This window comes from Acidisoma cellulosilyticum, assembly GCF_020621385.1.
Classification (GTDB): domain Bacteria; phylum Pseudomonadota; class Alphaproteobacteria; order Acetobacterales; family Acetobacteraceae; genus Acidisoma; species Acidisoma cellulosilyticum.
The window spans coordinates 176,645-198,284 of sequence record NZ_JAESVA010000006.1; the positions used below are offsets into that span (position 1 = coordinate 176,645).

Annotated in this window: 11 protein-coding genes; 8 read left to right on the top strand and 3 right to left on the bottom strand. The window is 60.4% G+C overall.

The annotated features are described in order from the left end of the window. The first annotated feature begins 147 nt into the window (after positions 1 to 147). Positions 148 to 1,194, top strand: coding sequence for a hypothetical protein (locus ACELLULO517_RS18305; RefSeq protein WP_227308865.1), 1,047 nt, complete (start codon positions 148 to 150; stop codon positions 1,192 to 1,194). On the opposite strand, the gene ACELLULO517_RS18315 is transcribed toward ACELLULO517_RS18305, so the two are convergent. The 3 genes from ACELLULO517_RS18315 to ACELLULO517_RS18325 form a co-directional block, all read right to left on the bottom strand. Beyond that, positions 1,189 to 4,926, bottom strand: a complete 3,738-nt coding sequence (locus ACELLULO517_RS18315) for a phage head spike fiber domain-containing protein (protein WP_319796439.1) — start codon at positions 4,924 to 4,926, stop codon at positions 1,189 to 1,191. The genes ACELLULO517_RS18305 and ACELLULO517_RS18315 overlap by 6 nt on opposite strands. Before the next feature lie 195 nt (positions 4,927 to 5,121). Beyond that, positions 5,122 to 7,275 carry a GumC family protein gene (locus tag ACELLULO517_RS18320; RefSeq protein ID WP_227308866.1) on the bottom strand — a complete coding sequence of 718 codons (2,154 nt, stop codon included), beginning with the start codon at positions 7,273 to 7,275 and terminating at the stop codon, positions 5,122 to 5,124. A 200-nt stretch (positions 7,276 to 7,475) separates the two neighbouring features. Next, positions 7,476 to 8,465 carry an NAD-dependent epimerase/dehydratase family protein gene (locus tag ACELLULO517_RS18325; protein WP_227308867.1) on the bottom strand — a complete coding sequence of 330 codons (990 nt, stop codon included), beginning with the start codon at positions 8,463 to 8,465 and terminating at the stop codon, positions 7,476 to 7,478. Between the two features lie 314 nt (positions 8,466 to 8,779). Here ACELLULO517_RS18325 and ACELLULO517_RS18330 point away from each other — a divergent pair, with 314 nt between their 5' ends. The 7 genes from ACELLULO517_RS18330 (at position 8,780) to ACELLULO517_RS18360 (ending at position 21,486) form a co-directional block, all read left to right on the top strand. Beyond that, entirely contained in the window at positions 8,780 to 10,066 is a 1,287-nt protein-coding gene (locus ACELLULO517_RS18330; RefSeq protein WP_227308868.1) for a glycosyltransferase family 4 protein, read from the top strand. A 193-nt stretch (positions 10,067 to 10,259) separates the two neighbouring features. After that, positions 10,260 to 11,783 carry a UbiA family prenyltransferase gene (locus ACELLULO517_RS18335; protein WP_227308869.1) on the top strand — a complete coding sequence of 508 codons (1,524 nt, stop codon included), beginning with the start codon at positions 10,260 to 10,262 and terminating at the stop codon, positions 11,781 to 11,783. Next, entirely contained in the window at positions 11,783 to 12,154 is a 372-nt protein-coding gene (locus ACELLULO517_RS18340; protein WP_227308870.1) for an SMR family transporter, read from the top strand. The genes ACELLULO517_RS18335 and ACELLULO517_RS18340 overlap by 1 nt, the downstream gene beginning before the upstream one ends. Before the next feature lie 526 nt (positions 12,155 to 12,680). Continuing rightward, the gene (locus tag ACELLULO517_RS18345; RefSeq protein WP_227308871.1) at positions 12,681 to 13,436 is read left to right on the top strand and encodes a helix-turn-helix transcriptional regulator; all 756 of its coding nucleotides are present in this window, start codon (positions 12,681 to 12,683) and stop codon (positions 13,434 to 13,436) included. 592 nt (positions 13,437 to 14,028) lie between these two features. Continuing rightward, on the top strand, positions 14,029 to 14,763 hold the full coding sequence (locus ACELLULO517_RS18350) for a response regulator transcription factor (RefSeq protein ID WP_227308872.1): 735 nt from the start codon (positions 14,029 to 14,031) through the stop codon (positions 14,761 to 14,763). A 484-nt stretch (positions 14,764 to 15,247) separates the two neighbouring features. Beyond that, positions 15,248 to 16,417, top strand: coding sequence for a helix-turn-helix transcriptional regulator (locus tag ACELLULO517_RS18355; RefSeq protein ID WP_227308873.1), 1,170 nt, complete (start codon positions 15,248 to 15,250; stop codon positions 16,415 to 16,417). Positions 16,418 to 16,626: 209 nt separating this feature from the next. Beyond that, positions 16,627 to 21,486 (top strand): Hint domain-containing protein, encoded by a 4,860-nt coding sequence (locus ACELLULO517_RS18360; protein ID WP_227308874.1) that lies wholly within the window; start codon positions 16,627 to 16,629, stop codon positions 21,484 to 21,486. Positions 21,487 to 21,640 lie beyond the last annotated feature (154 nt).

Genomic DNA, 21,640 nt, shown 5'->3' on the forward strand with positions numbered 1-21,640 from the left:
CGTCCTCTCTCTTATTTCCTGGCCTTTCTTAAAGATCTGCCTCTCCCCGCCAGGGCAGTCACTAGCGAAGGGATTATAGACGCCCGATCCGTCTCATTGCAGCTTGTCGCACCTTTGCCCAATCCGGAGGGTCCGCAGGAGTTCAGGATGAAACTGGTCTGGCACGCGAATAATCTTCTCGAAGCCGATTGGATCAGGGACCTATTGGGAACCCTCATTGACCAGGAAGCGCTCGACCTTGATTGCTCATGCTTCGATGACAATACGATCCATGTCGTGAGCAGCAATTGGAAGCCGCTGCCGCAGTATGAATCCTATTTCGCGCAATGCAGAAGCCGCTGCAAGACCCTCATCCTCTTTCACGCCAGCGATGAATATTTCTCGGGCGGCAATGCCCTGTATCGGCATTTCGACCTCGTACTGCGCAATTTCCGCACCTATCTGACGACAGGGCCGGGCATTCTGTCCTTGCCCTTCGGCTATTCGAACGGCACGCGCCGCAGCGGGGATAGCAAACCGGCGAAGGAGCGCCGCTATGCCTGGTCCTTCACGGGTGAGATCAAGGCCTCGCGCATCGATATGGCGGCGGCGATGGAGGGGTTCGGCGATAATCTCTTTACCCGCACCGCCTCCATTGACGATGCGGCGGGGCGCAAGCTCAGCAAAGCCGAATTCGACGCCATCCTCAGCGACACGGTCTTTTCGCCTTGCCCCATGGGGAATGTCATATTGGAGACTTGGCGGCTCTATGAAAGCCTGGAACTGGGATGCATCCCTTTGATCGAGCGCCGACCCAGTCTCGACTATTACCGTACGCTGCTCGGCGATCATCCGGTCCCGACCTTCGCCAGCTGGCGCAAAGCGCGGCTTTTTGCCGAAACGCTTTACGCCGACAAGCATAGCCTCGCGCAGTTGCAGACCCATATCGGCGATTGGTGGGCGACGGAAAAGGGCAAGCTCCGCGCGACGCTCCAGACAGCGATCGCCGGGCCATCGCAATCCGCGGCGCTCAACCGTTTCGCGGCCTTGCCCCATAACCGCTACCCGGTGCTCTATGAGCCGCTCCGGCTCGCGGAACTGCTGCGGCACCAAAGCACCGCCAGTCTGCGCCGCCGGCTGATGCGACCGACGGGTCCCCTCAAGCGCATCACACGTGACGCGCTCAGGCTGCAGTCACGAAAGCCAGCCTCATGACGTGGCGGTCCCCGTCAGGAATATGCTATTGCTAAGGCTGCCGGTGTAGCCGGCAAGATTGACCGTCAGGCTCACGCCGAAAGATGACAGATCGACCAAGGATGACCCGGCCGATTGCGTGACATGGCTACCGAGAATGGCCAGGCTCGTCAGACCGGGAATATTGTCCCAGGCCAGAAAATCGCCTTGCGACGGGGTAAAATCGGCGATGGTGATCGAGCCCGCAACCGGTTTGATGTCGAATTCATCTGCACCCGAACCGCCGACGAAAATATCGTTGCCTCCACCGCCGATAAAGACATCGTTGCCGGCACCACCGCTGAGAATATTGTTTCCGCTATTGCCAATCAGCAGGTCATTCCCGGCTCCGCCCACGGCATTCAGCGTTGCCGGTGAGATGGTCGCAATCGAACCGCCAGGCGTGCCGCCCGATAAGGGTTGCTTGGCCAGGATCGCCGCATACCAATTTTGCGCCAAAAGGGCATAGCCCGCATCGGTGGGATGCGTCCCGTCAAAGATCAGATCCGAGGACGGGAAATTGCTCTGGCTGACAAGGCTGACATTCAGCCCGGCGGCAATGGCTTGCTGCACCATCGCATCGATCGCCGTATTCAGGGCCGGCACCGTGCTGACACCGGTATTCGGCGGCAATTCGGAGACATAGACATGGGTCGCCGGGTTGGAGGCTTGAATGAGCAGAAGCATTTTGTTCAGATTGGCGATGATCGTCGCCTGCGGCACAAACTGCAGCAAATCATTGGTGCCCGCGAGAAGCAGAATGGCCTGCGGATTCTGTTCCGCCAGCAGATTGGGCAGCCGTTCCAGCAATTGCCCCGTCGTATCGCCGGGATAGCCGGCATTCTCCGGATCAAGCAAGGTCGATGGCCCGTCGCTTTGATCGCCGACGAAGTTCACCAGCGCGCCGGCGGCGATGAAGGATTGCCATAAGGGACCACGATAGCCCTGGTCCGTCGTGCTGCCCTGAATCGCCCAATCATTCGCTGTCCAGCCATGCGTGATCGAATCGCCGAAGGGCATGATCGATAATGCCTGCGACCATTGATCGGTCGCGAGATTGACCACGACGCCTTTGGAGTCGCTCTGCAGATTGAGCGTATTGGCAGCGCCACTGGCGCCGGTGACATTGACCGTCAGCGCGGCGCCGAAGGTCGCGGTGCCAGTCGCATAGTCATTGGCGCTGACGGCCGTGCCGGTCGTGGCAAGATAATCGCCCGCCACCGTTCCGGGATTGAGCTGCCCACCGAAAAACTCGAAAGTCCCTGTCGTGCTCTGCGTGCTGCTATGCATCAGCGCAATATTGGAATTTGCATTGCCGTCACCGGTGAAGGTGAAGCTCAACCGCTGCCAGCTGGTCGTCGCCGTCGCTGACTGCAGATAATCGATATTGGCAGAGCCACTATAGAAGTTGAAGCTGAAGGCACCGGATCCGCTGACCAGCTTCACCCAGACGCTGAACGTATAGTCGCCCGCCACGGTCGTCGGATAGTACAGCCCCGAGGATGCCGCGGACAGCTTGACCTTGTCGGCCGTGGCTGTCTTGCCGCCCAAGGGACCGACCGCCGCATTGGCCGTGATGGTCGGCGCTGTGCCGAAACTCGTCCAAGGCGCGGCGTTGAACGCCTCCGACTGGGTGATGAGATTTTCGTCTATGATAGGACCCGGCTGGTTATAGGTCAGGCCGTCGCTCAGCGTATAGGCGAAGGAATCCTGCTCGATCTCGCCGAACAGCAAATCCGCGGTCAGCGGCAGCGCCGCGTTCAGGCTGTACGTGTAACTGCCATTCGGCTGAATGATCAGATTGCCGTAGAGTCCGGCGATCGTGGTGGTCGCGGTAATGGCCAAGCCGTCGACGCTCGCGACCGACAGCACTGTCCCGGTCGGGGTGGTATCGTTCGATAGAAGATTGCCGCTCGCGATTGTCGTGCCGCCGACCACCACCGCGCCATTGTCCGCCGTCGCGACGGGTGTCGCACCGGTCAAGGTGACGGTCAGCGTGCTGCCGAGGGGGGAGGTGACGGGCCCCGTGGTATTGATGATGCTCCCGGTTGTCGCGACATAGGTGGCGGGTGTCGACCCGCTATTGACCTGCGCGCCCCAGAGCTGAAAGACGCCGTCGTCCGTCTGATCCAGGCCATGCATGATCGCGAGGGAGGAGGCCGCGCTGCCATCCCCCGAAAACGTAATGGAAAAGCGTTGCCAGGTGGAATTCGCGACAAATTCCTGCGTGACGGAAATGCCAGCGACGGCGCCGGCATAGGCCAGGGAGAATTCTCCGTTCCCTTGCACCAGCCTTATCCAGACGCTGAACGTATATTGCCCCGATACGGCGGAAAAGATCGACAGACTGGCGCCCGGCCCGTCGATATTCGCCTGATCGGCCGTCGCCGCGCCGCCATTCGGACCGACAGCCACATTGGCTTGCACGATCATCGGCGGAATGCCGACAGCGGTCACCTTGGTCCAGATCGCATTGTCGAATGCCTCAGACTGGGCGATCAGATTCTGCTGAACCAGCGTCACCGTCTGCGTCGTGCTGATACCGTCGGTCATCGCATAGGTGAAGACATCCGTCGCCACCTGGCCATTGGCCAGCGCCAGAACGCTCGCCTCATTATTAGTCAGCGTATAGCTGTAACTTCCGTTCGCCTGAATGACCAGGGTGCCATAGGTGCCGACAATCGTCGTCGCGCCGCTGATCGTCTTGCCGTTGACACTGGTGACCGTCAGCGGCGAGCCGGTATCGTTCGTCAGAACATTGCCCTTGGCGGCCCCGGTCGCCCCCTCGGTCAAGGCCGTGGTATCGGCCGAAGCCGTCGGCGGCGTGTAGGATCCATTACCCGTCACCGTCACCGTCAGGGTTGAGCTGATGGTGATCGGGGTGGTCACCGGCACCGTCGTATTCACGGCGGTGCCCGTGGTCGCCACATAGGTCAGCGGCGCGGTGCCGGCATTGAGCTGCGCACCCCAGAATTCCAGAACGCCCCCGGCGGCCTGGGCGGCCGTCAGCATCAGCGCGACATTGGAATTGGCGTTGCCGTCACCCGTGAAGGTCCAGCTCAATCTCGTCCAGGTCGCCGTCGCCGTCGCGGTCACCAGATGGTCGGCACCGGTCGAGGCATCCCAGTAATTGAAGCTGAAGATGCCGCTGCCGCTGACGAGCTTGACATAGACGCTGAACGTATAGGCGCCGCTGACACCGGTCGTCGTATAAAGCCCCGAACCGGCGGACCCGAGGGTCACCTTATCGGCGGTCGCCGCGCCGCCCGAGGGACCGGCCGCGACATTCGCTTGGACCGTTGGGCTGGCACCCGATGTCGCGAATTTAATCCAGATGGCATTGTCGAAAGCCTCAGACTGCGTGATCAGATTCTGCTCAACCTGCGTCACCGTCTGCGTATAGGTATTGCCGTCCGAAATCGTATAGGTGAAAACGTCGCTGACCTGCTGACCATTGGCCAGCGACAGGACATTGGCTTGCGCGCTCGCCAGCGTATAGGTGTAGCTGCCATTCGGTTGAATGATCAGCTTGCCGTAGACCCCGGTGATCGTCGTCGTATTGGTGATCGCGGTTGACCCGACATTCGTCACCGTCAAAGGCAAGCCCGCCGGATCCGTATCGTTGGTTAATATATTACCGCTGGCGACAAGCGTTCCGCCCTCGGTCACCGCACCAATATCGGCTGTCGCCACTGGGATCCCGGACGCAGACATCTGTGTTTCTCTGGATTGCTAGGGCAATATTCCTTCGAGCGGAATTGCCCGACGGACAGTATTTCTTTTCTCTAGACTCAGTATCGTGCAGGTTTCAGCAGTATCTCAGACATCCCGTCCGCCAACGTCGATCTGACCGGCAAGACCGCAGACCGGGCGCCCGAACGCTCTGAATATCGGCGCCCGTCGCTGGCGTTATCTGGGACCTGTCTCGCTCCAGGCGGTATCGGATCGATCCGGAAGCGCCGGTAACGGGCGGCGACCGCTATAGCCTGCATAAAAACCCATGCCCGTCAGCAGGCGCTTTGGTGCGCCCGTGATGATCGTCGCCACCAGCGCCCGACGGTCGGCCGGCAAGCGTTTCAAGGCTTCGACAATAATCCGCTGCGGTGTCCGCTCCGCTCTGACGACCCAGATGATCCGATCCGCCAGTCGCGACAGAACCAGGGGGTCCGGCACGCGCAGCAGGGGCGGCCCATCGATGACGACAAGATCATAGACCGACCGCGCATCCTCCACGAGCCGGCGAAAGCCCCGGCTATCCAGGAAGGTGATGGCATTCGGCGCGGCACCGCGCGCAAAGAGGCAATGCAGCTTTGTTTCCGCATGGATTTCCAGAAAGCTCTCCCGGTGCAGCTTGCCTGAGACTGCCGCCTCCAAACCGTGCAACCCCTTGCCCATCTTCAAATCCTCGGCCAAGGACGGCCGATGCAGATCGCCCTCGATCAGCAAGACACGCAAACTATCCCCGGCGGCCCGCAGCGCGACGGCCGCGGCCACGCTTGTCTTCCCCTCCCCCCGTTCCGCCGAGGTGACGAGTATGACGCTGCCACCTGGTCCTGGCGCGGAGTCTTGCAGACGCAAGCGAATGCCGCGCAAGGTTTCGGCAATCGCCCCATGCGGATGATCGAGAGCCAATCGCGCCAGCGTGCCGCGTCTTGAACCGATGATCGGCAGACAGCCGAGATTGGGAACGCGCAGCAAATCCGTCAAATCGTCCACCGATCCGATGAGAGCCTTGAAAAGTTGACGCTGCACAAAGAAGGTCATGGCAAGAATGCAACCCATGACGAAACCCAGGATCACGCAAAGCGCGGTGCGGGTTGCTTCCGGGTGGAGTGCGACTGTCGCCGGCGAGACAATCTGCGCGCGGTTGAGCTGACTGGCGGCAAGCTCCACATCATGCAGGCGCGCCAGCACATTGTCGTAGATCGCGTGTTTGTTCTGCGCAGAGGTCAAAAGCTGTTGCAGCTGAAACTGATTTTCCGCGACGCCTGCCGCGGCGACTCCCGCCTTGTCAACCTCAGCCTGCAGCGCATCGACACGCGCCTGCGCGACGGCCACCCGCTCGCCGACCGAGCCGAGCGCCTTGCCGCTCGCCACCGCCATCTGGCGGCGTAGCGTCTGGATCTGGTTCTGCAGCGCCTGCTGGTCGATATTCGCTGCCCCCGCCGACGCCTGCACTGCCGCCAGCCTCTGCGACATTTCGATCAGATGCTCTCGCAAGCTTTGCACCTGGGGCGACAAAGCGGATGCATCGTCGAAGCCGGATTTGATGAGGTTTTGGGACAGCTCCGCTTCCGAAAGTTGCTGCTTGGCGGCAGACAGCAAATCCCATTCCCGGCTGAGGGTGATATCGGCATAGGATCCCTGGGCCGAGGCAAAGACGCCATGGCCATGGCGGAAGGCCAGGACAGCGGCATCCGCCGCCGCAGCATCCTGCGCGGCCGCCGCGGCCTGCGCCTTGAGCCAAGCCTGCGGGGCGGTGATGGCGGTGCGTCTGGCCTCGTAATCCGTCGCAATATAGCGCGCCATGAGGTCATTGACGACCATCGCCGCCAGCCCGGCATTGCCGGCAGCCAGGCGGATCGCGATGACCCGGCTATCCGCGTCGCCCGTCACCTTCAGATTGGCGCGGAGATAGCCGACAATGCCGTCAATATGGCTGCTGGCGCCGCCCCGCGAACGCGGCCCCAGACTGCTGCCGCTGTCGCCGCTGCCGCCGAGACTGATCCCGGTCTTATAGCCGAACAGGGTCGCCGGCAGTTGTCCCATCAGCGCCCAAGGCAGCCTCAGGGCTGGAACCAGATCCTGGCTCCGATAGAGCGCAGGCAGGGTGGCGACATCAGCCAGAAGCGACGGCGACAGCAGCACGTCGATATCGGTCATGCGCGTCATCGTCTCGGTAGCTTGGTCTTTGGGCGCGTCAAGCATGAGAAGGCCGGTACTGCCGTAGCGGATCGGCATCATCTCTGACAGGAAGAAAGCAAGAAGAGCGAAGACCAGACCCGCGAATAAAATCGCCCGTTTGCGTGGCAAAACGATTTGAAGAATGGCACGCAGATCCACGCCTTTCATCCTCATGTTGATGACACGCCAGACAAGGGCTCGGGTGAGCCGGCAAGCCTGACGGTCAAGGAATAGGAACCCTGTCCGGGCCTTAGAGCTGATCCCGGTCAGATGGACTCATCTGACCGGGTGAAGATTTTCGCAAAACAAAGCGGCACCTGTTAGCCTAGACGAACAGGAAACGCTCTCACCCATCTTGATCAAGCAACCCGTTCCACCGCCGCAAAAGACTGTTCCACCTGCTGAGAGACCCAGGCATAGGTTTTCTCGAGGCCGGCGCGCAGGGAGTCGCTCGGTGCCCAATCCAGTGTTTCCCGGATCAGCCGATTGTCGGAATTGCGACCGCGCACACCAAGCGGCCCAGGGATATGACGTTTATGGATCTTTTTGCCGGCGATATCGGCCACCAGATCGACCATCTGATTGATCGTGACCATCTCGTCCGAACCGATATTGAGCGGACCACAACTGCCGGAGCGCATCAGTCGCAGCGTGCCTTCGATACATTCATCGACATAGAGGAAGGACCGCGTCTGGCAACCGTCGCCCCAGACTTCGATTTCGTCTTCGGCCGCTGCCATGGCGATCTTCCGGCAGATGGCGGCCGGTGCCTTCTCCCGCCCGCCCGTCCAGGTGCCTTCGGGTCCAAAGATATTGTGATAGCGCGCCACATGCACATCCATGCCGTAGTTATGGCGATACGCCATATACAGACGCTCGCTGAACAGCTTTTCCCATCCATATTCGCTGTCGGGCGCCGCCGGATAGGCCGAGTCCTCGGCACAATTCGGATTGTCCGGATCGGTCTGATTGTAAGCCGGATAGATGCAGGCCGAGGAGGAATAGAAGATCCGGCCGATCGTCCGCCGATGGCAGGCGTCGAGCATATTGAGATTGATCGATGCGGAATTCTGCATAATGGCAGCGTCATTCTCGCCCGAAAAAATATAGCCCGCACCGCCCATATCGGCCGCAAGCTGATAGACTTCGTCATAGTCACGATCGACGACCTTGGCCACGAATTGCTGGTCGCAAAGATCCCCGACCATGAATTCCGTCGCCAGATGTGACGCGTATTCATGGCGCTTGCTGTCCACGCCACGGACCCAGCATCCTTCCTCCAGCAGCCGCCGGACCAGATGGCCGCCGATGAATCCACCCGCACCACATACCAGGACAGACTTCGTCATCCGTTCATTCTCCAGATTTGTTTTGGTCAGATTGGCAAGCTTGCAACCGGCCGCCCATGCCTCAGTCAAAAGCAACGAAATCGCAACGGTTGCTCTTTCAATACAAGGGATCGATTTAAGAACCCAGCTGGATCAGCTAACCCAAAGGACTCAATGGCTCTATCCTCAACGCACAAACCATAATGACCCGACTTCCTGTTTGGCGAGTAGATAGATGGAACTAGACCGAAGACGGCGGATGACCAGGCGCGTCCTGCCGACATAAAGACGCGAGGCCCAGCTTGGCTCAGTACACTCTCATGAGGAGAGCGGTTATGCGTGTCGCCATCCATGACTATGCCGGCCATCCGTTTCAGTTCGACCTGTCGCGGGCGCTCGCGCGCCTGGGCCATGACGTCCGTCACTTCTATTTCGCGGATGATCCGGGTCCCAAGGGCGATAGAAGGGTCCGCGCCGAGGACCCGGCCGGTTTCTCGGTAGAGCCGATCCGCATTCCGCTCGCCTATTCGAAAGACAGCATGCTGCGGCGCTTTATATGCGACCAGCTTTATGCGCATGCCGCGGCGCGCAGCATCGCGGCCTTCAAGCCGGATGTCGTATTGTCCGGCAACGCCCCTCTGGACGTTCAACGCATCCTGCGTGCGACCGCACATCGGCGCCGTGCCAAATTCATCTTTTGGGTCCAGGACTTCTACGGATTGGCGATGCAGAAACTGCTCGCGCGGCGCTGGTTCGGGGCCGGACGCGTCATTGCTTATTGCTATCGCGCGAGCGAGATCAAGATCATGACAGGCAGTGACGCCATCATCCTCATCAGCCCGGGGTTTTTGCGCTATCTGCCGCCCGGCCTGAAGACCTCGAACCGGGTTCATGTCGTGCGCAACTGGGGATCGGTTGCGCTGATCACCCCTGGCGCGCGGGACAATGCCTGGCGCCGAAAGATGGGGCTGTCCGGACAATTTGTCTTCATGTATACGGGCACGCTCGCGCTGAAGCATGATCCTCAATTGCTGCTCGCCTTGTGCGACGCTTATGCGCAGAATGAGGCGGTTCAAATTGTCGTCGTCGCGGCCGGGATCAATGCGCAGCGACTGGCTGAGCTGCAAAGGCAAAGCCCGCGCCGCAACCTGACCCTTCTGCCCCTGCAGCCTGCCGAGGAGCTGCCGGAGGTTCTCGCCACGGCCGATGTGCTCTTGGCAATTCTTGAGGAGGATGCGGGGGAGTTTGCCGTTCCCTCCAAGCTTTTGAATTATCTTTGTGCGGGTAGACCGATCCTGCTCTCGGCACCCGGCGATAATCTTGCGACGGTCATTATGGAAGAAAGCGGCGCCGGACTGACGGTGACACCGCAGGATGCAAGCGGCTTCCTGGAAAGCGCCCAGGCGCTTCATCGCGACGATGCCAGCCGTCAGCGATTCGGGCAATCCGGTCGCGCCTATGCGGAGCGGCATTTCGCCATTGAGGCGATCGCGCTGCGCTTTGACGGCATAATTCGCCAGACCCTGTCACCCGCGCCTTTCTCCGCGGCTTCGACCGCGCAGAGCGAGAGCCCTTCGCCCGGCCCAGGCGAAGATAGGGTTAAGGACTTAGTCCAACCCTAAGTATCCTATCTTTATGATTAGATATTTCCCGGAAATTTTGAGTGCCAGACCGGAATATCGGGACAGAGTGATTATAGAATTTTTGTTTTGAAATCGGCACATTTGTTCAAGACAGATGTCGGAACAAGCGCGGAGCCGGTCGCCGTCGCAGGATGGCCGCCGCGCTTACTGCCAAACAGGAGAATTCAGGGCAATGCTGGACTTGCCTGACGCTGCCGAAGGGGCAGCTTTGCCTGGCCAAAACACTCCCGCAACGCTCGCTTCATCACAGGGCTCGATCCCGCTTTGTGTCGATCTTGACGGGACTTTGGTGAGAACCGATCTGCTTGTCGAGGGCCTGGTGTCCACTCTGATGAACGGACAGACCTTCCAAAAACTGCCAAGCCTGCTCACGCCTGATCGCGCGCTGTTGAAGCGGCGTCTGGCAGAGTTGGAAAATGTCGATGTCACGATACTTCCCTATAATGAGGCCTTGCTCGCCTATCTGGCGGAGCAAAAATCGCTGGGCACTCGCTTGGTTCTGGTGACGGCGGCCGATGAGAGACTAGCCCGCGCCGTGGCCGAGCATCTGGGACTATTCGATCTCGTTCTAAGCTCGGATGGCAGGACCAATCTCAAAGGTGAAGCGAAGGCGCGGATTCTTGTCGATTATTTCGGCAAGGGCGGTTTCGACTATGCCGGCAATGATCGGGCCGATCTCGCGGTCTGGGCTCAGGCACGGCGCGCGCTCGTCGTCAATGCGGGTACCGCCGTCAAGGCGAAGGCCAAGGCCTTGCCGGGCAGCGATCTCCGATTTGCCGACCGCCCTTCTGTCTTTCGCTATGCTTTAAAGGCCATGCGGCCGCATCAATGGTGCAAGAACGTTCTCGTCTTCGTGCCGATGGTCATGGCGCATGCGGTGGAAGATCCGCTGACCTGGCTTCATGCCATTGCCATGTTCCTGTCCTTCTGCGCCACGGCGTCCTGTATCTATCTGCTGAACGATATCGCCGATCTATCCGCCGACCGCCGGCATCCGCGCAAATGCCGGCGTCCTTTCGCAAGCGGACGGCTCAGCCTGCCGACAGGGTTCATACTCGCAGCATTCTGCGGCATTACTGGCCTTTCTCTCGCTTTTTTAGTCGGAGGTGAGGCGGTTATTTTAATTTATGCTGCAATATCCATCGCCTATTCTTTGGCACTCAAGGAATTCCCGATACTCGACGTCTTTCTATTGGCCACGCTTTACACCATCCGCATGCTGGGCGGCGGCGTCGCGACCGGATACGACGTCTCTCTCTGGCTTTTGGCCTTTTCGGGCTTTCTGTTCCTCTCCCTGGCACTGGTCAAGCGCGCCGGCGAGATGGAAGGCGTCCTGCGTCTGGGCGGGGCCGGAAAAGCCGCAAGGCGCGGCTATCTGTCCAGTGATTTGCAGATGCTGATCAGTTTCGGCTGCGCATCCTCCTTTGCCTCTAGCATCGTTCTGGCGCTTTTCGTCCGCAGCGATGAGGCCATGCTGCATTACGGAACGCCGCAACTGCTGTGGTTCATCATCCCGCTGACCTTGTTCTGGCAATGCCGCCTTTGGCTCTCCACCACGCGCGGCCATATGCATGATGACCCGATCGTCTATGCGGCGCGTGACTGGGTTTCCTGGATCGTCATCGCGCTCGTGCTCCTCGTCGTCATCGGTGCGGCCCTCGGTCTGCCTCTGAACCGGCTGGGGATCGCACCCTGATGACGCTCGGCACACTCGGCCTCATCCTGCTCAGCGTCTCCCTCTCGGCATTGGCGCAAGCCGCGTTCAAATTTGGCGTCGGCAGCGCCGGGCCGTCGGGCTTGGCCAAGGCCGGTCTTCTGACCTCCCTCAGCCAGACGCTCCTCACGCCCGGCGTCATACTCGGCCTGACGCTTTACGGCATCGGCACGCTGATTTGGCTTGGCGTATTGCGGCGTGTCGACCTGTCCCAGGCCTATCCCTTTATCGGCCTCGGCATCGCCCTGACCGCTTTTCTCGGCTTTGTCCTATTCGGCGAAAGTCTTAGCCCGCAAAAAATCCTCGGCACGCTGCTTGTCATCGGCGGCATCATCATCGTGGCTTGGGCCTAGCCCGAGCGCAGCTAGACCGGATGGTGACAGCACGCTAAAGCCCGGGAGGCAGGGGTTGTTCCTAAACGCCCTGCCTCCTCCGCTGCGATATCAAGCGGATCTGAACAATCCATCATTCCCTGCATAATTGCCCGGTTCATCCTGCTTGAACCGGCGCGGTCTGCGCCCTTGCCCTATTGGCAAGCCATGACAGGGGTAATCGACAGGATCACCTATAAAAAGCGCTAAGCAACTTTCAGGGAAAAGCGCAATTTCCAGAAAAAGCTTAGTCTTGTTTTAGATCTGACGCAGCGACACGGAAAATCGACCGGTTCCACCTATCTCTTTGGAAGGATTCTGGGCCTAGTTCCTTGGCTAGGCCTAAATCCTATGGTTGGGCTTCTCCAGCAAGTGACAATGCCATCGGTAACGGTAAAGAAATGACATTTATTTTGTGATGACAAGGTAATGTCATTTGTCCAAGATACTATCCAACGCACTCGGACAGAGTGAAATTCTAATCGATCATTATTCAGGAACAATAAGAATGGATAATACGCCATTGGATGAGGAAGTTTCCGGAACCGAGCCCGATTCCTACCGAATAGGGTCAGCCGACAAGGCCAGCAATGCCAGCACTATATCGGTCGGCTGGATCGCGGATCCTTCCCTGACCAGAGACTGCCTGAAGGAGCTAATATCCCGGATCGACACAAGATTCGTTATAACAACCTTTGATTCGCCCCAAAACTTGCCTGACAAAGCACAAGGGCTCTTGGATCTTGTGGTCTATCACGCTCAGGGAGCCGATTCGATTGACTTGGAAGAATTGAGGACCTTGGTACTCAGCATTCCCCCTGCAATACCCCTCATCATCCTGTCCGATGCGGTTCGTCTGTCGATCGATGCCATAGCCGCGATCATGCGACATAATGTATCCGGCTTCATCTACGCGCGTGAGACTTCCGTGAAGATGCTCCTATCCTCGCTCGCCTTCGTCAGATCGGGGGGGACCTTCATGCCAAAAGATTTTTTTGTTGCCGATACAAAGATAGAAAAACCCGATGGTACAAGGCCGCGGGAGCGACCGCTGCTGACACCCCGGGAAACAGAGGTTCTTGGGCTGATCAGACAAGGCAAGCCTAATAAGCTGATAGCGCATGCCCTGAACCTCAGCCCTTCGACCACTAAAATTCATGTCCGAAATGTCATGCACAAACTCGGCGCGACGAACCGCACCCAGGCTGCGATCGAGGCTTTGCGTTATCTGCGCATTGAGGTCGATCGGCAAAACGGCGGCTAAATCCAGTCAAGGCCAAGTCAAGGGCAGGTGGAGCCGATATCGCCTGCAGCAACCGGCCGTTCCCGTCACGGATTCACCCGAGGACAATGACAGAGCTCGGTCGTCTGCTCTGTCGCTTAACGGCAAAGACCTGGTCTAAACGACGGCAAGCGACCGCCGCATGCCTTTCGCAGGACGATCGCGAGCCGATTTGTTCGCCGCCGCCGCCGGAGAGGCTTTCCGCCTTAGCCCAGATCGCTTGCAGCAAAGCCTTATCCTAATCCTGATCTGGCTTTGACGCCCAGGCGGCAAAACAATAAAAATTTCAACATCAGGGCGGGTTTTATCCCATCCGGCAGCGATATCACTTTGATTTTCCATCAAACGACCGATTGGCAACCGGTGATGCTAAAGGATTGCACGCGGCTATTCGCTTGATCAAATAAACATCCCGATGGTCGCTCTTAATTATTTAGCCTGAAATGCCGACTCCCGATGGTTGTACTTAACCTAAAATAAGTCTCTTTGGGCTTAATATTTTTATGCGAATTTCGGCCTTCACCTAATCCACTGATCGCTAAACGGCCTGAGCTCGACCCTCGGAGGATGTTTTATGAATAATCTGTCGAACCGGCTAGCTGAGCAATCGCCAAGCTTAGTCCCTGAGAGCCTTACCAAAGACCAGGATAGCAGCCATCCGCTGACCAATATCGCATTAGTCGATGAATTGCCCTTGTTTCGTGGCGGCCTAAGCCAGGCCCTTCTGCAATCGCTGGGTCAGGGCGTTGCTATCCATCCTTTTCCGACGATCGAGGAAGCCGTGAGCTCGATCGGCACCGAAACGCAACTCATCGTTTTGTTCTCCCATCACAAAACTGAACAGCTGACGAGAGACGCGATCAAGGCGATAGCGTCCCACTCCGTCCCTATTCTCGTTGTCTCGGATGAAAAATTGTCGGATCTGGTCCCGTTTTTTAGAGAGGTTCTGCAATTCGGCATCTGCGGATTTGTATCGACGGTGGAGTCCGAATTCAAAATGATGCCTGCTGCGATATCCTTCGCCGCGACCGGTGGAACCTTTGTGCCGAAGGAATTCTACGCACAGGCCTCGGCGCAGCATAAGGAGCCGCGAAAAGCAGGGAAAACGATCGATCGCCTCACGGCTCGTCAGGCGGAGGTTTTTCAGTTGCTCAGGCAAGGCAAGCCAAACAAATTGATCGCCCATGAACTGCAGATGAGCCAATCGACGGTGAAGGTGCATGTCCGTGCCATTATGCAGACCATCGGCGCGACCAATCGCACGCAAGCGGTCTTCAAGGGGGAGCAGCCCCATCGTTCCATCGCTTGACCAGCCATAGTGTGGTGAAATCGATCAGCCGAATGCGGCCCATTCAGGCGGCGCGGGAAAAGCGCGCCAAACGGGCGGAAGCTGCCTCGACCTGAAAACCGTAGGGCGGAGGCACCTGTTCCGCCTCCCCTATCGCACAGGATTGACGCGATAGCCGTTACAGGCAGGCATCCTCAGCGCATGCGGCCCGCAAATGTCGGCCCGATAGCCCAGCGGCCTTAGCCCCCTTCTCTCGATGGTCAAGGCAGCGCGCGGGGCCGGACGGACGCGCCAGGTCCCTCGCCACCGCCGGAACGTCGATCGGAAGACGGTCGGCCAGCGGCACGCAAGATCCCGCAAAGCAGATGCAGTCAACGGATGCCGAATCGGATCAAATTCTTGTGGCTGGTATCATTAATGATTGATCATTATAGATGCTCACGCGCCGCCGGCTCATCATCCGACGACAAGGCAAAAGGTAAAAGGCCGCTTGGATCCCTGGAGCTTGAAAGCGTCCGACGAACAGCCGGCGCAGCCGCGTTTGCAAACTTTGTCAACCTTGATCGGCGCTATTTACGACACGGTCATCAATCCCGATACTTGGTCGGATGTTCTCGCCGATATCACCGATTTCGTCGGTGCCGCGCGCGGCATCCTGATTCTCGAAGATGCGATTGAGACGACAAAAAGCGCTTTTTACATATCCTTTACGGACCCGGACTGGGTCCGTAGCTATCTTGAAACCTATCTTCTGCTCAATCCCATGCGGCTCGCGACCTTCGGACAGGTCCAGGCCGGAAAGGTCATATTGACCTCGGACCTCATGGAGCCAGCGGAATATGCCAGAAGCCGCTTCGTCAAGGAATTTCTGTCGCAGCGCCAGATGGTTGATCTGGCGGTCGTGGTTCTGGAAGCGACAGCCACCACCATCACCGTGCTGTCCGTCGCGCGCAGCCGCCAACAAGGCATCGCGGACGAAGACGTCCGCCACAGGCTGGAGCTGATCGGGCCCCATGTCCGCAGGGCTGCAACCATCGGCCGCAGTCTCAACCGGGAGAAGCTCGCGGCTTCGACATTGTCCGATACGCTCGACGCGTTGGACGGAGCGATTTTCCTGTTGGACGGTCAGGCTGCCGTTCTCCATAGCAATCGCGGGGCACAATCCTTGCTGGCCGATAGGCCCGACGCGGCCGCGATCATCGGCGGCAGGCTCCGCCCCGGCAATCTACAGGCGCGCGACCTTCTGGATCAGGTTCTGATACAGGCGGGCAATGGTGATGATGCGCTCGGCACTGATGGTATTTCCATCATTTTCGCCGCCGCCAAAGGAAAAACCCTGGTCGGCACCGTTATCTCGCTGGTGAACGGATCGCGGCAGACGATCGCCGGCCCCTATCGCGCCGTTGCAGCGCTCTTCGTTCGAGAGCTGCAATTCGATAGCCCGGCTTCCGCGACCGTGTTGAAATCGCATTACGGCTTGACCCCGCGTGAGATCGCGGTCGTGGCCGGCATCGTCGAATTCGGCGGCGTGCCGCAGATTGCCGCGGTCATGGGCCTGACCAGCGCCACCGTGCGTTCACATCTGAAATCAATCTTTCTCAAGACCGGCACAAGCCGCCAGGCTGACCTGGTCAAACTTGTTGCGGGCACAGCCAGCCCCTTTCGGCGTAGCTAGAGCGCTGTTCCATCGCGCAAAGAGGCGCGGTGAGACGATTTCAGGTCTTTGTCAGGCGCAAAAGCCGATCTCCCCCAATCGGGGGATGTGCCCTTGGCTGGGCTATGCGTTTAGTGAAGCACAAGCAAGCCGGGACAGCGCAAACATCATGCGCACTCAATCCTCTGAGCCCGAACTGACGCAACCGCGCCTATGTCCGGAGAAATAAGATGGACTCAAACGTCACCGGCAGCCCAGGCGCCAATGGCACGATTGGCACAGGCAACGGAGCGAGTGGGACCTCCGGCTTTGCGGGCGGCGATGCCAGCGCGACGGCCGCGGCGGCTGCGGATTCCACGAATACGGCTGAGGCTCTAGGCGGCGACGGCGGTATCGGGGCCGGCGGTGCGGCCAATACCTTACCTGACCAGGACGGCGGCAGCGGCGGTGATGGTGGCGACGGCGGCGATGCGACGGCGGCAAGCGAGGTCACGCATGCCGACACGGACGGCAACTCGGCCAAGGCGACCGCGACGGGTGGGGACGGTGGTAATGGCGGGGTGGGCGGCCTGCCTGCGGCGGCCAGTGGCGTCGGCGGTGACGGGGGCAGCGCCAGCGCCAGCGCGACAGCCAGCAACACGGCTGGAATTGCCTCGGCCAGCGCGACCGCGACCGGCGGCAGTGGCGGCGATTCCCAGTATGATACGCCGCTATATACCGACAACACCTATATCGGCATCGTCCATCCCGCCGGCAACGGCGCCAATGTCAGCGGCAGTACCGCGAGCGCCAGCGGCACCACCATGGCGACGGCGACGGTCACCCAGACGGGCGGCAGCGGCGGCGATGGCCCGGCCGGCGGGGATGGTGGGTCAAGCACCCTCACCGATGCCGTTTCGGGCAAGACCGACGATGGCAGTCTCAACCTCAACCAGACCGCGAATGGCGGGGGTGGCGGGTATGGCGGTCCCTATGCCGGACCGGACACCGCGACCGGCGGCAATGCGACCTCCGACCTCACGCTCTCCGATACGTCGAGCAGCCAGGTCACGGTCGAACTCCACGCGACCGGGGGCGACGGCGGACCCGCGCTGCAACCGGCCGGCGGGTTGCTGACGGAAGGCAATGGCGGCCAAGGGGAAGCCAGCGGCACCATCACCGGCGCGGCCGATGTCTATGACGATGTTTTTGCGGCCGGCGGCTACGGCAATGCGCAGGGCGGCACGGCGACAGCCAGCGGCAACGGCACCGCCGGCACTTTGGCCAATGTCTATGTCACTGCGACCGGCGGCGGGGCCAATATCGCCGGCGGCGGCGCCAATGCCGTCGCCGTCGGAACCGGACCCACGGCCAATGTCACGGCGCTCGCGACCGGCGGCACCGGGGAGGCGACCACCGGCAAAGCCACGGCCAAGGCGACGGGCATCGGGCCGAGCGGCTCCGCCAACGCCAGTGCCGGCGGCAGCTACGAAAACAATCTCGTCGGCACCGAGGAATTTCTCAACGCCGGAGCCGTCGCTGCGGTTCTGGGCAATGCCACCGCCTATGCCGCCCAATCCCAAGGCGACAAGCTGGGTGCTCTCGATACGACGGACCAGGCCGTCTCCATGGCGGTGCTCAATCCGACCGCCGCCAGCAATGGCACGGATTTCGGAACCGGCGATCAACTGCTGGTCGATATCGAGCAGGGCGCCGGCAATTATGCCAGCCTCAGCGGCGCGGTCACCAATATCGAGACATTGGCCGGACAACTCGATTTTTCTGCCGATCCGCTGGACAGCGACCTGCTGCTCGATCTCGCGGGCGCGACAATGGTCGGCACCGGGGTCACCGAGGTCGATTTGCACGTCCAGGTCGGCTTCGCCTCCCTGTATGAGAGTTTTGCCAGCGGCGCCGCGGCGCTCGCCTATTTCGACCATAATGTCATCAACCTCGGCAGCATCGGCGACCTGGAAGACAGCCCCGCCCAGCTCAACCAGACCCCCGTCTATGTCACCCTCTCCGTCACGGTGGATGCACCGGATTCCGGCTTCTATGCCAATAGCCAGATCGGTGTCGGCTCCACCGTCACCGGGCCGGATGTCTTCACGCAAACCGAAACCGCGGCAGGCGGCGACTATCTTTGGAGCGACGTCGCCAATTGGAGCCTTGGCCTGCCGACGGCCGGCGCCTCCGTCGTCATGACGGGACAAGGCGTCGATGATATCGCCGGGCTCAGCCTCGCAAGCTTGAGCCTGTCTCCCGGCACCGCCAGTGCGGACGGCGTGCTGACGGTGACGGACGGCCTGACGGTCGATGCCCTGACAATCGCCCATACCAGCGAGATCGACGTGACCGGCGGCACCGTGACGCTCGATAGCGTCGCCACCGTCTCGGGCAGCGGTATAGCGCCAACGCTCTATGCGATCGGTGCGGGGGCCGTGATCGAGGATGCGGACGCGACGCCCCCGGCGCTGGACTATATCGCACAGGGCGGCGGCATGGTGCAGCTTGCCGCCGCGCCCAATGCCGCTTCGCAGCTTACCTATATCGGGGGCGGCATCTTTGCCCTGGCAGCGCCAGGTACGACGACCGACGCCCAATTGGCGTATCTCGGCAGCGGTGACGTGCTGGAACTGCCGGGCACAACCGTCTCCAATGTCGCCCTCGGCTCCGACAGCCTGAGCATCACCACCGATGCCGGGACCTTCGTTTTCAGCAACGTCACCTATGACGTCGGCGGTGTCGCAAGCTTCAGCGCCCGTCCTGACAGCAAGACGGGCCTGGAAGCGATCACCTTCTACAATCCCTCCGGCTATGCGCTTGCCGCCAATTCGCCCGGCACCCTGACCGTGGGTGGCGATACCATCGTCTCCGGCAGCACCTACGGCATCTCCAACGCAACCGATTTCGCCAATGGCTGGACCATTGTCCAGAACGGCACGGTGATCGGCGGTGTGGATGGCATTGCCAATCTCGGCACGCTGGCGGGTGGCTGGGACATTGAGTCAAACGCAGCCTTGGACGGCACAGACGGCGACGGCATCGTCAATACCGGCAGCATCGCGGGCGGCTGGGACATCAAGACCAACTCAGCCACGGACGGCGGAACGGACGGCATCGCCAATACCGGCACCGTCACAGGCGGCTGGGGCATCCAGACCAACGCAGTTCTGGACGGCGGAACTGACGGCATCGCCAATACCGGCAGCATCGCGGGTGGCTGGGACATCAAGACCAACTCAGCCACGGACGGCGGGACGGACGCCATCGCCAATACCGGCACCGTCGCGGGCGGCTGGGGCATCCAGACCAACGCGGTTCTGGACGGCGGCACCGACGGCATCGTCAATACCGGCACCGTCATCGGCGGCTGGGACATCCAGACCAACGCGGCTGTGGATGGCGGCACGGACGGTATCCTCAATACCGGAAACGTCACCTCCGGCTGGGATATCCAGGTCAATGGCCCGTTCACCAGCAACAGCGATGGGACCGTTGATTCAGGCAGCGTCACCGGCGGCAAAATCGGTATCGAGGACAAGAACGGCGGCGGCATGGTCGTCAATGGCGGCAGCATTACCGGCCAGACGGATAGCGGCATCGTCCTGTCGAACGGCGGCATTGTGAACAATACCGCCGGCGGCCTGATTTCGGGCCACAATGATGGCGTGGTGATCGGCGGCGGTGGCACCGTCACCAATGCCGGCACCATCGCCGCCACAGCAGGCGACGCCGTCGATTTTCTGGGCAAGGGCACAAACAAGCTCATCGTCCATCCGGGTGCGGTCTTCGTCGGTGCGGTGACGGCCGCATCCGGCGGCGACAACCTGCTGGAATTGGCGGATGGGCCCGATGCAGCGACAGCCGGAACGCTGTCCGGTTTGGGTGCAGGGTTTACCGGCTTCTCCGACATCACCGTCGATGCTGACGCGGACTGGGACCTGACCGGCAATACCTCTCTCGCGGAAGGCGCCAAGCTCTCCGACCTCGGCACCCTGACAGCGGAAGCCGGCTTCACCAATAACGGGCTGATCCTGACGGATCCCGCAACCCTTACCTTCGCGGGGGCCGTCACCGGCTCTGGCACGATCGATATCGGTGCCGGCAGTGACGTGACCTTTGACAATAGCGTCAGCAATAGCGAGACGGTTGCGTTTACAAGCAACACCGGCACGCTGACGCTCGGCGACCTGTCGGCCTTTCATGCCGATAGCCTACCTGCCGCACCCGTCAGCGGTTTCGTCGCCGGCGATCAGGTGCAGGCGGCGGCACTGGTGGGCGCATCCGCCAGTTTCAGCAGTAGCGGCGGGGATGCCAAGCTCAGTTTCACGCATGACGGCAAGGCAATCGGCAGCCTCACCTTTAGCGGCGCCTATACATCGGAAACGCTTCTGTTCGACAGCACCACGGGCGCGGTCGACACGACAGCCACCGCCCCTTGCTTCGTCAAAGGCACACATATTCTCACCATCCGTGGCCCTGTCACGGTAGAGACGCTGCGGGTCGGTGATCACGTCCTGACCATCGAGGGGTCTGCCCGCCCCGTGCAATGGCTTGGCCGCCGCAGCATCGATTGCCGGCGGCATCCGACGCCGTCCAAAGTCAATCCTGTGCGGATCAAGGCCGGTGCCTTCGGCTCATCCTTGCCCGAGCGCGATCTTTACCTGTCGCCGGACCACGCCGTCTTCGTGGAAGACGTGCTGATACCGGTGAAGCACCTCATCAACGACCGAACGATCTCTCAGGTGCAAGCGGATGTCGTCCGTTACTATCACGTCGAACTGCCGCGCCATGGCATCGTCCTGGCGGAAGGTCTGCCCACGGAAAGCTATCTCGATACCGGCGACCGCACCTCCTTCGTCGGTGGCGATGTGACGGCCCTTCATCCGGCCTGGGGGTCGGAGGCGATGGACGTTTCCCTTCTGATGGACGCCATCGGCTATGCCCCGCTGCGCGTCGCGGGCGACGAAGTCAATCGCGCGAAGGCGCTGCTGGCGGCCCAGGCGGCCTTCCTTGACACGGAACCGGGCCCCTTTGTGGCCGGCCCGTCAGGCCGCAACCCCTTCGCTTTCCTGACCGATCTGCTGCCAGTCGAACGGATCGAGTGAAGTCGGCAGAACGAGACTGACGCGCCAATAGGCCAAAAAACCGTGCATTTGCAAGCGTATCCGCGGTGAACCTGCGGGCCAGCCGCTGCTGCGACCTGCCCTCGGCCGTTATCATATCCATATAATACTAAATAAAATAGCAATTTAAAAATTA

Bases quoted from the DNA above. Each gene is read 5' to 3' on its own strand.
- ACELLULO517_RS18305 (WP_227308865.1), top strand. From the start codon at position 148: ATGAAACTGGTCTGGCACGCGAATAATCTTCTCGAAGCCGATTGGATC.
- ACELLULO517_RS18315 (WP_319796439.1), bottom strand. From the start codon at position 4,926: ATGTCTGCGTCCGGGATCCCAGTGGCGACAGCCGATATTGGTGCGGTG.
- ACELLULO517_RS18325 (WP_227308867.1), bottom strand. From the start codon at position 8,465: ATGACGAAGTCTGTCCTGGTATGTGGTGCGGGTGGATTCATCGGCGGC.
- ACELLULO517_RS18330 (WP_227308868.1), top strand. From the start codon at position 8,780: ATGCGTGTCGCCATCCATGACTATGCCGGCCATCCGTTTCAGTTCGAC.
- ACELLULO517_RS18335 (WP_227308869.1), top strand. From the start codon at position 10,260: ATGCTGGACTTGCCTGACGCTGCCGAAGGGGCAGCTTTGCCTGGCCAA.
- ACELLULO517_RS18340 (WP_227308870.1), top strand. From the start codon at position 11,783: ATGACGCTCGGCACACTCGGCCTCATCCTGCTCAGCGTCTCCCTCTCG.
- ACELLULO517_RS18345 (WP_227308871.1), top strand. From the start codon at position 12,681: ATGGATAATACGCCATTGGATGAGGAAGTTTCCGGAACCGAGCCCGAT.
- ACELLULO517_RS18350 (WP_227308872.1), top strand. From the start codon at position 14,029: ATGAATAATCTGTCGAACCGGCTAGCTGAGCAATCGCCAAGCTTAGTC.
- ACELLULO517_RS18360 (WP_227308874.1), top strand. From the start codon at position 16,627: ATGGACTCAAACGTCACCGGCAGCCCAGGCGCCAATGGCACGATTGGC.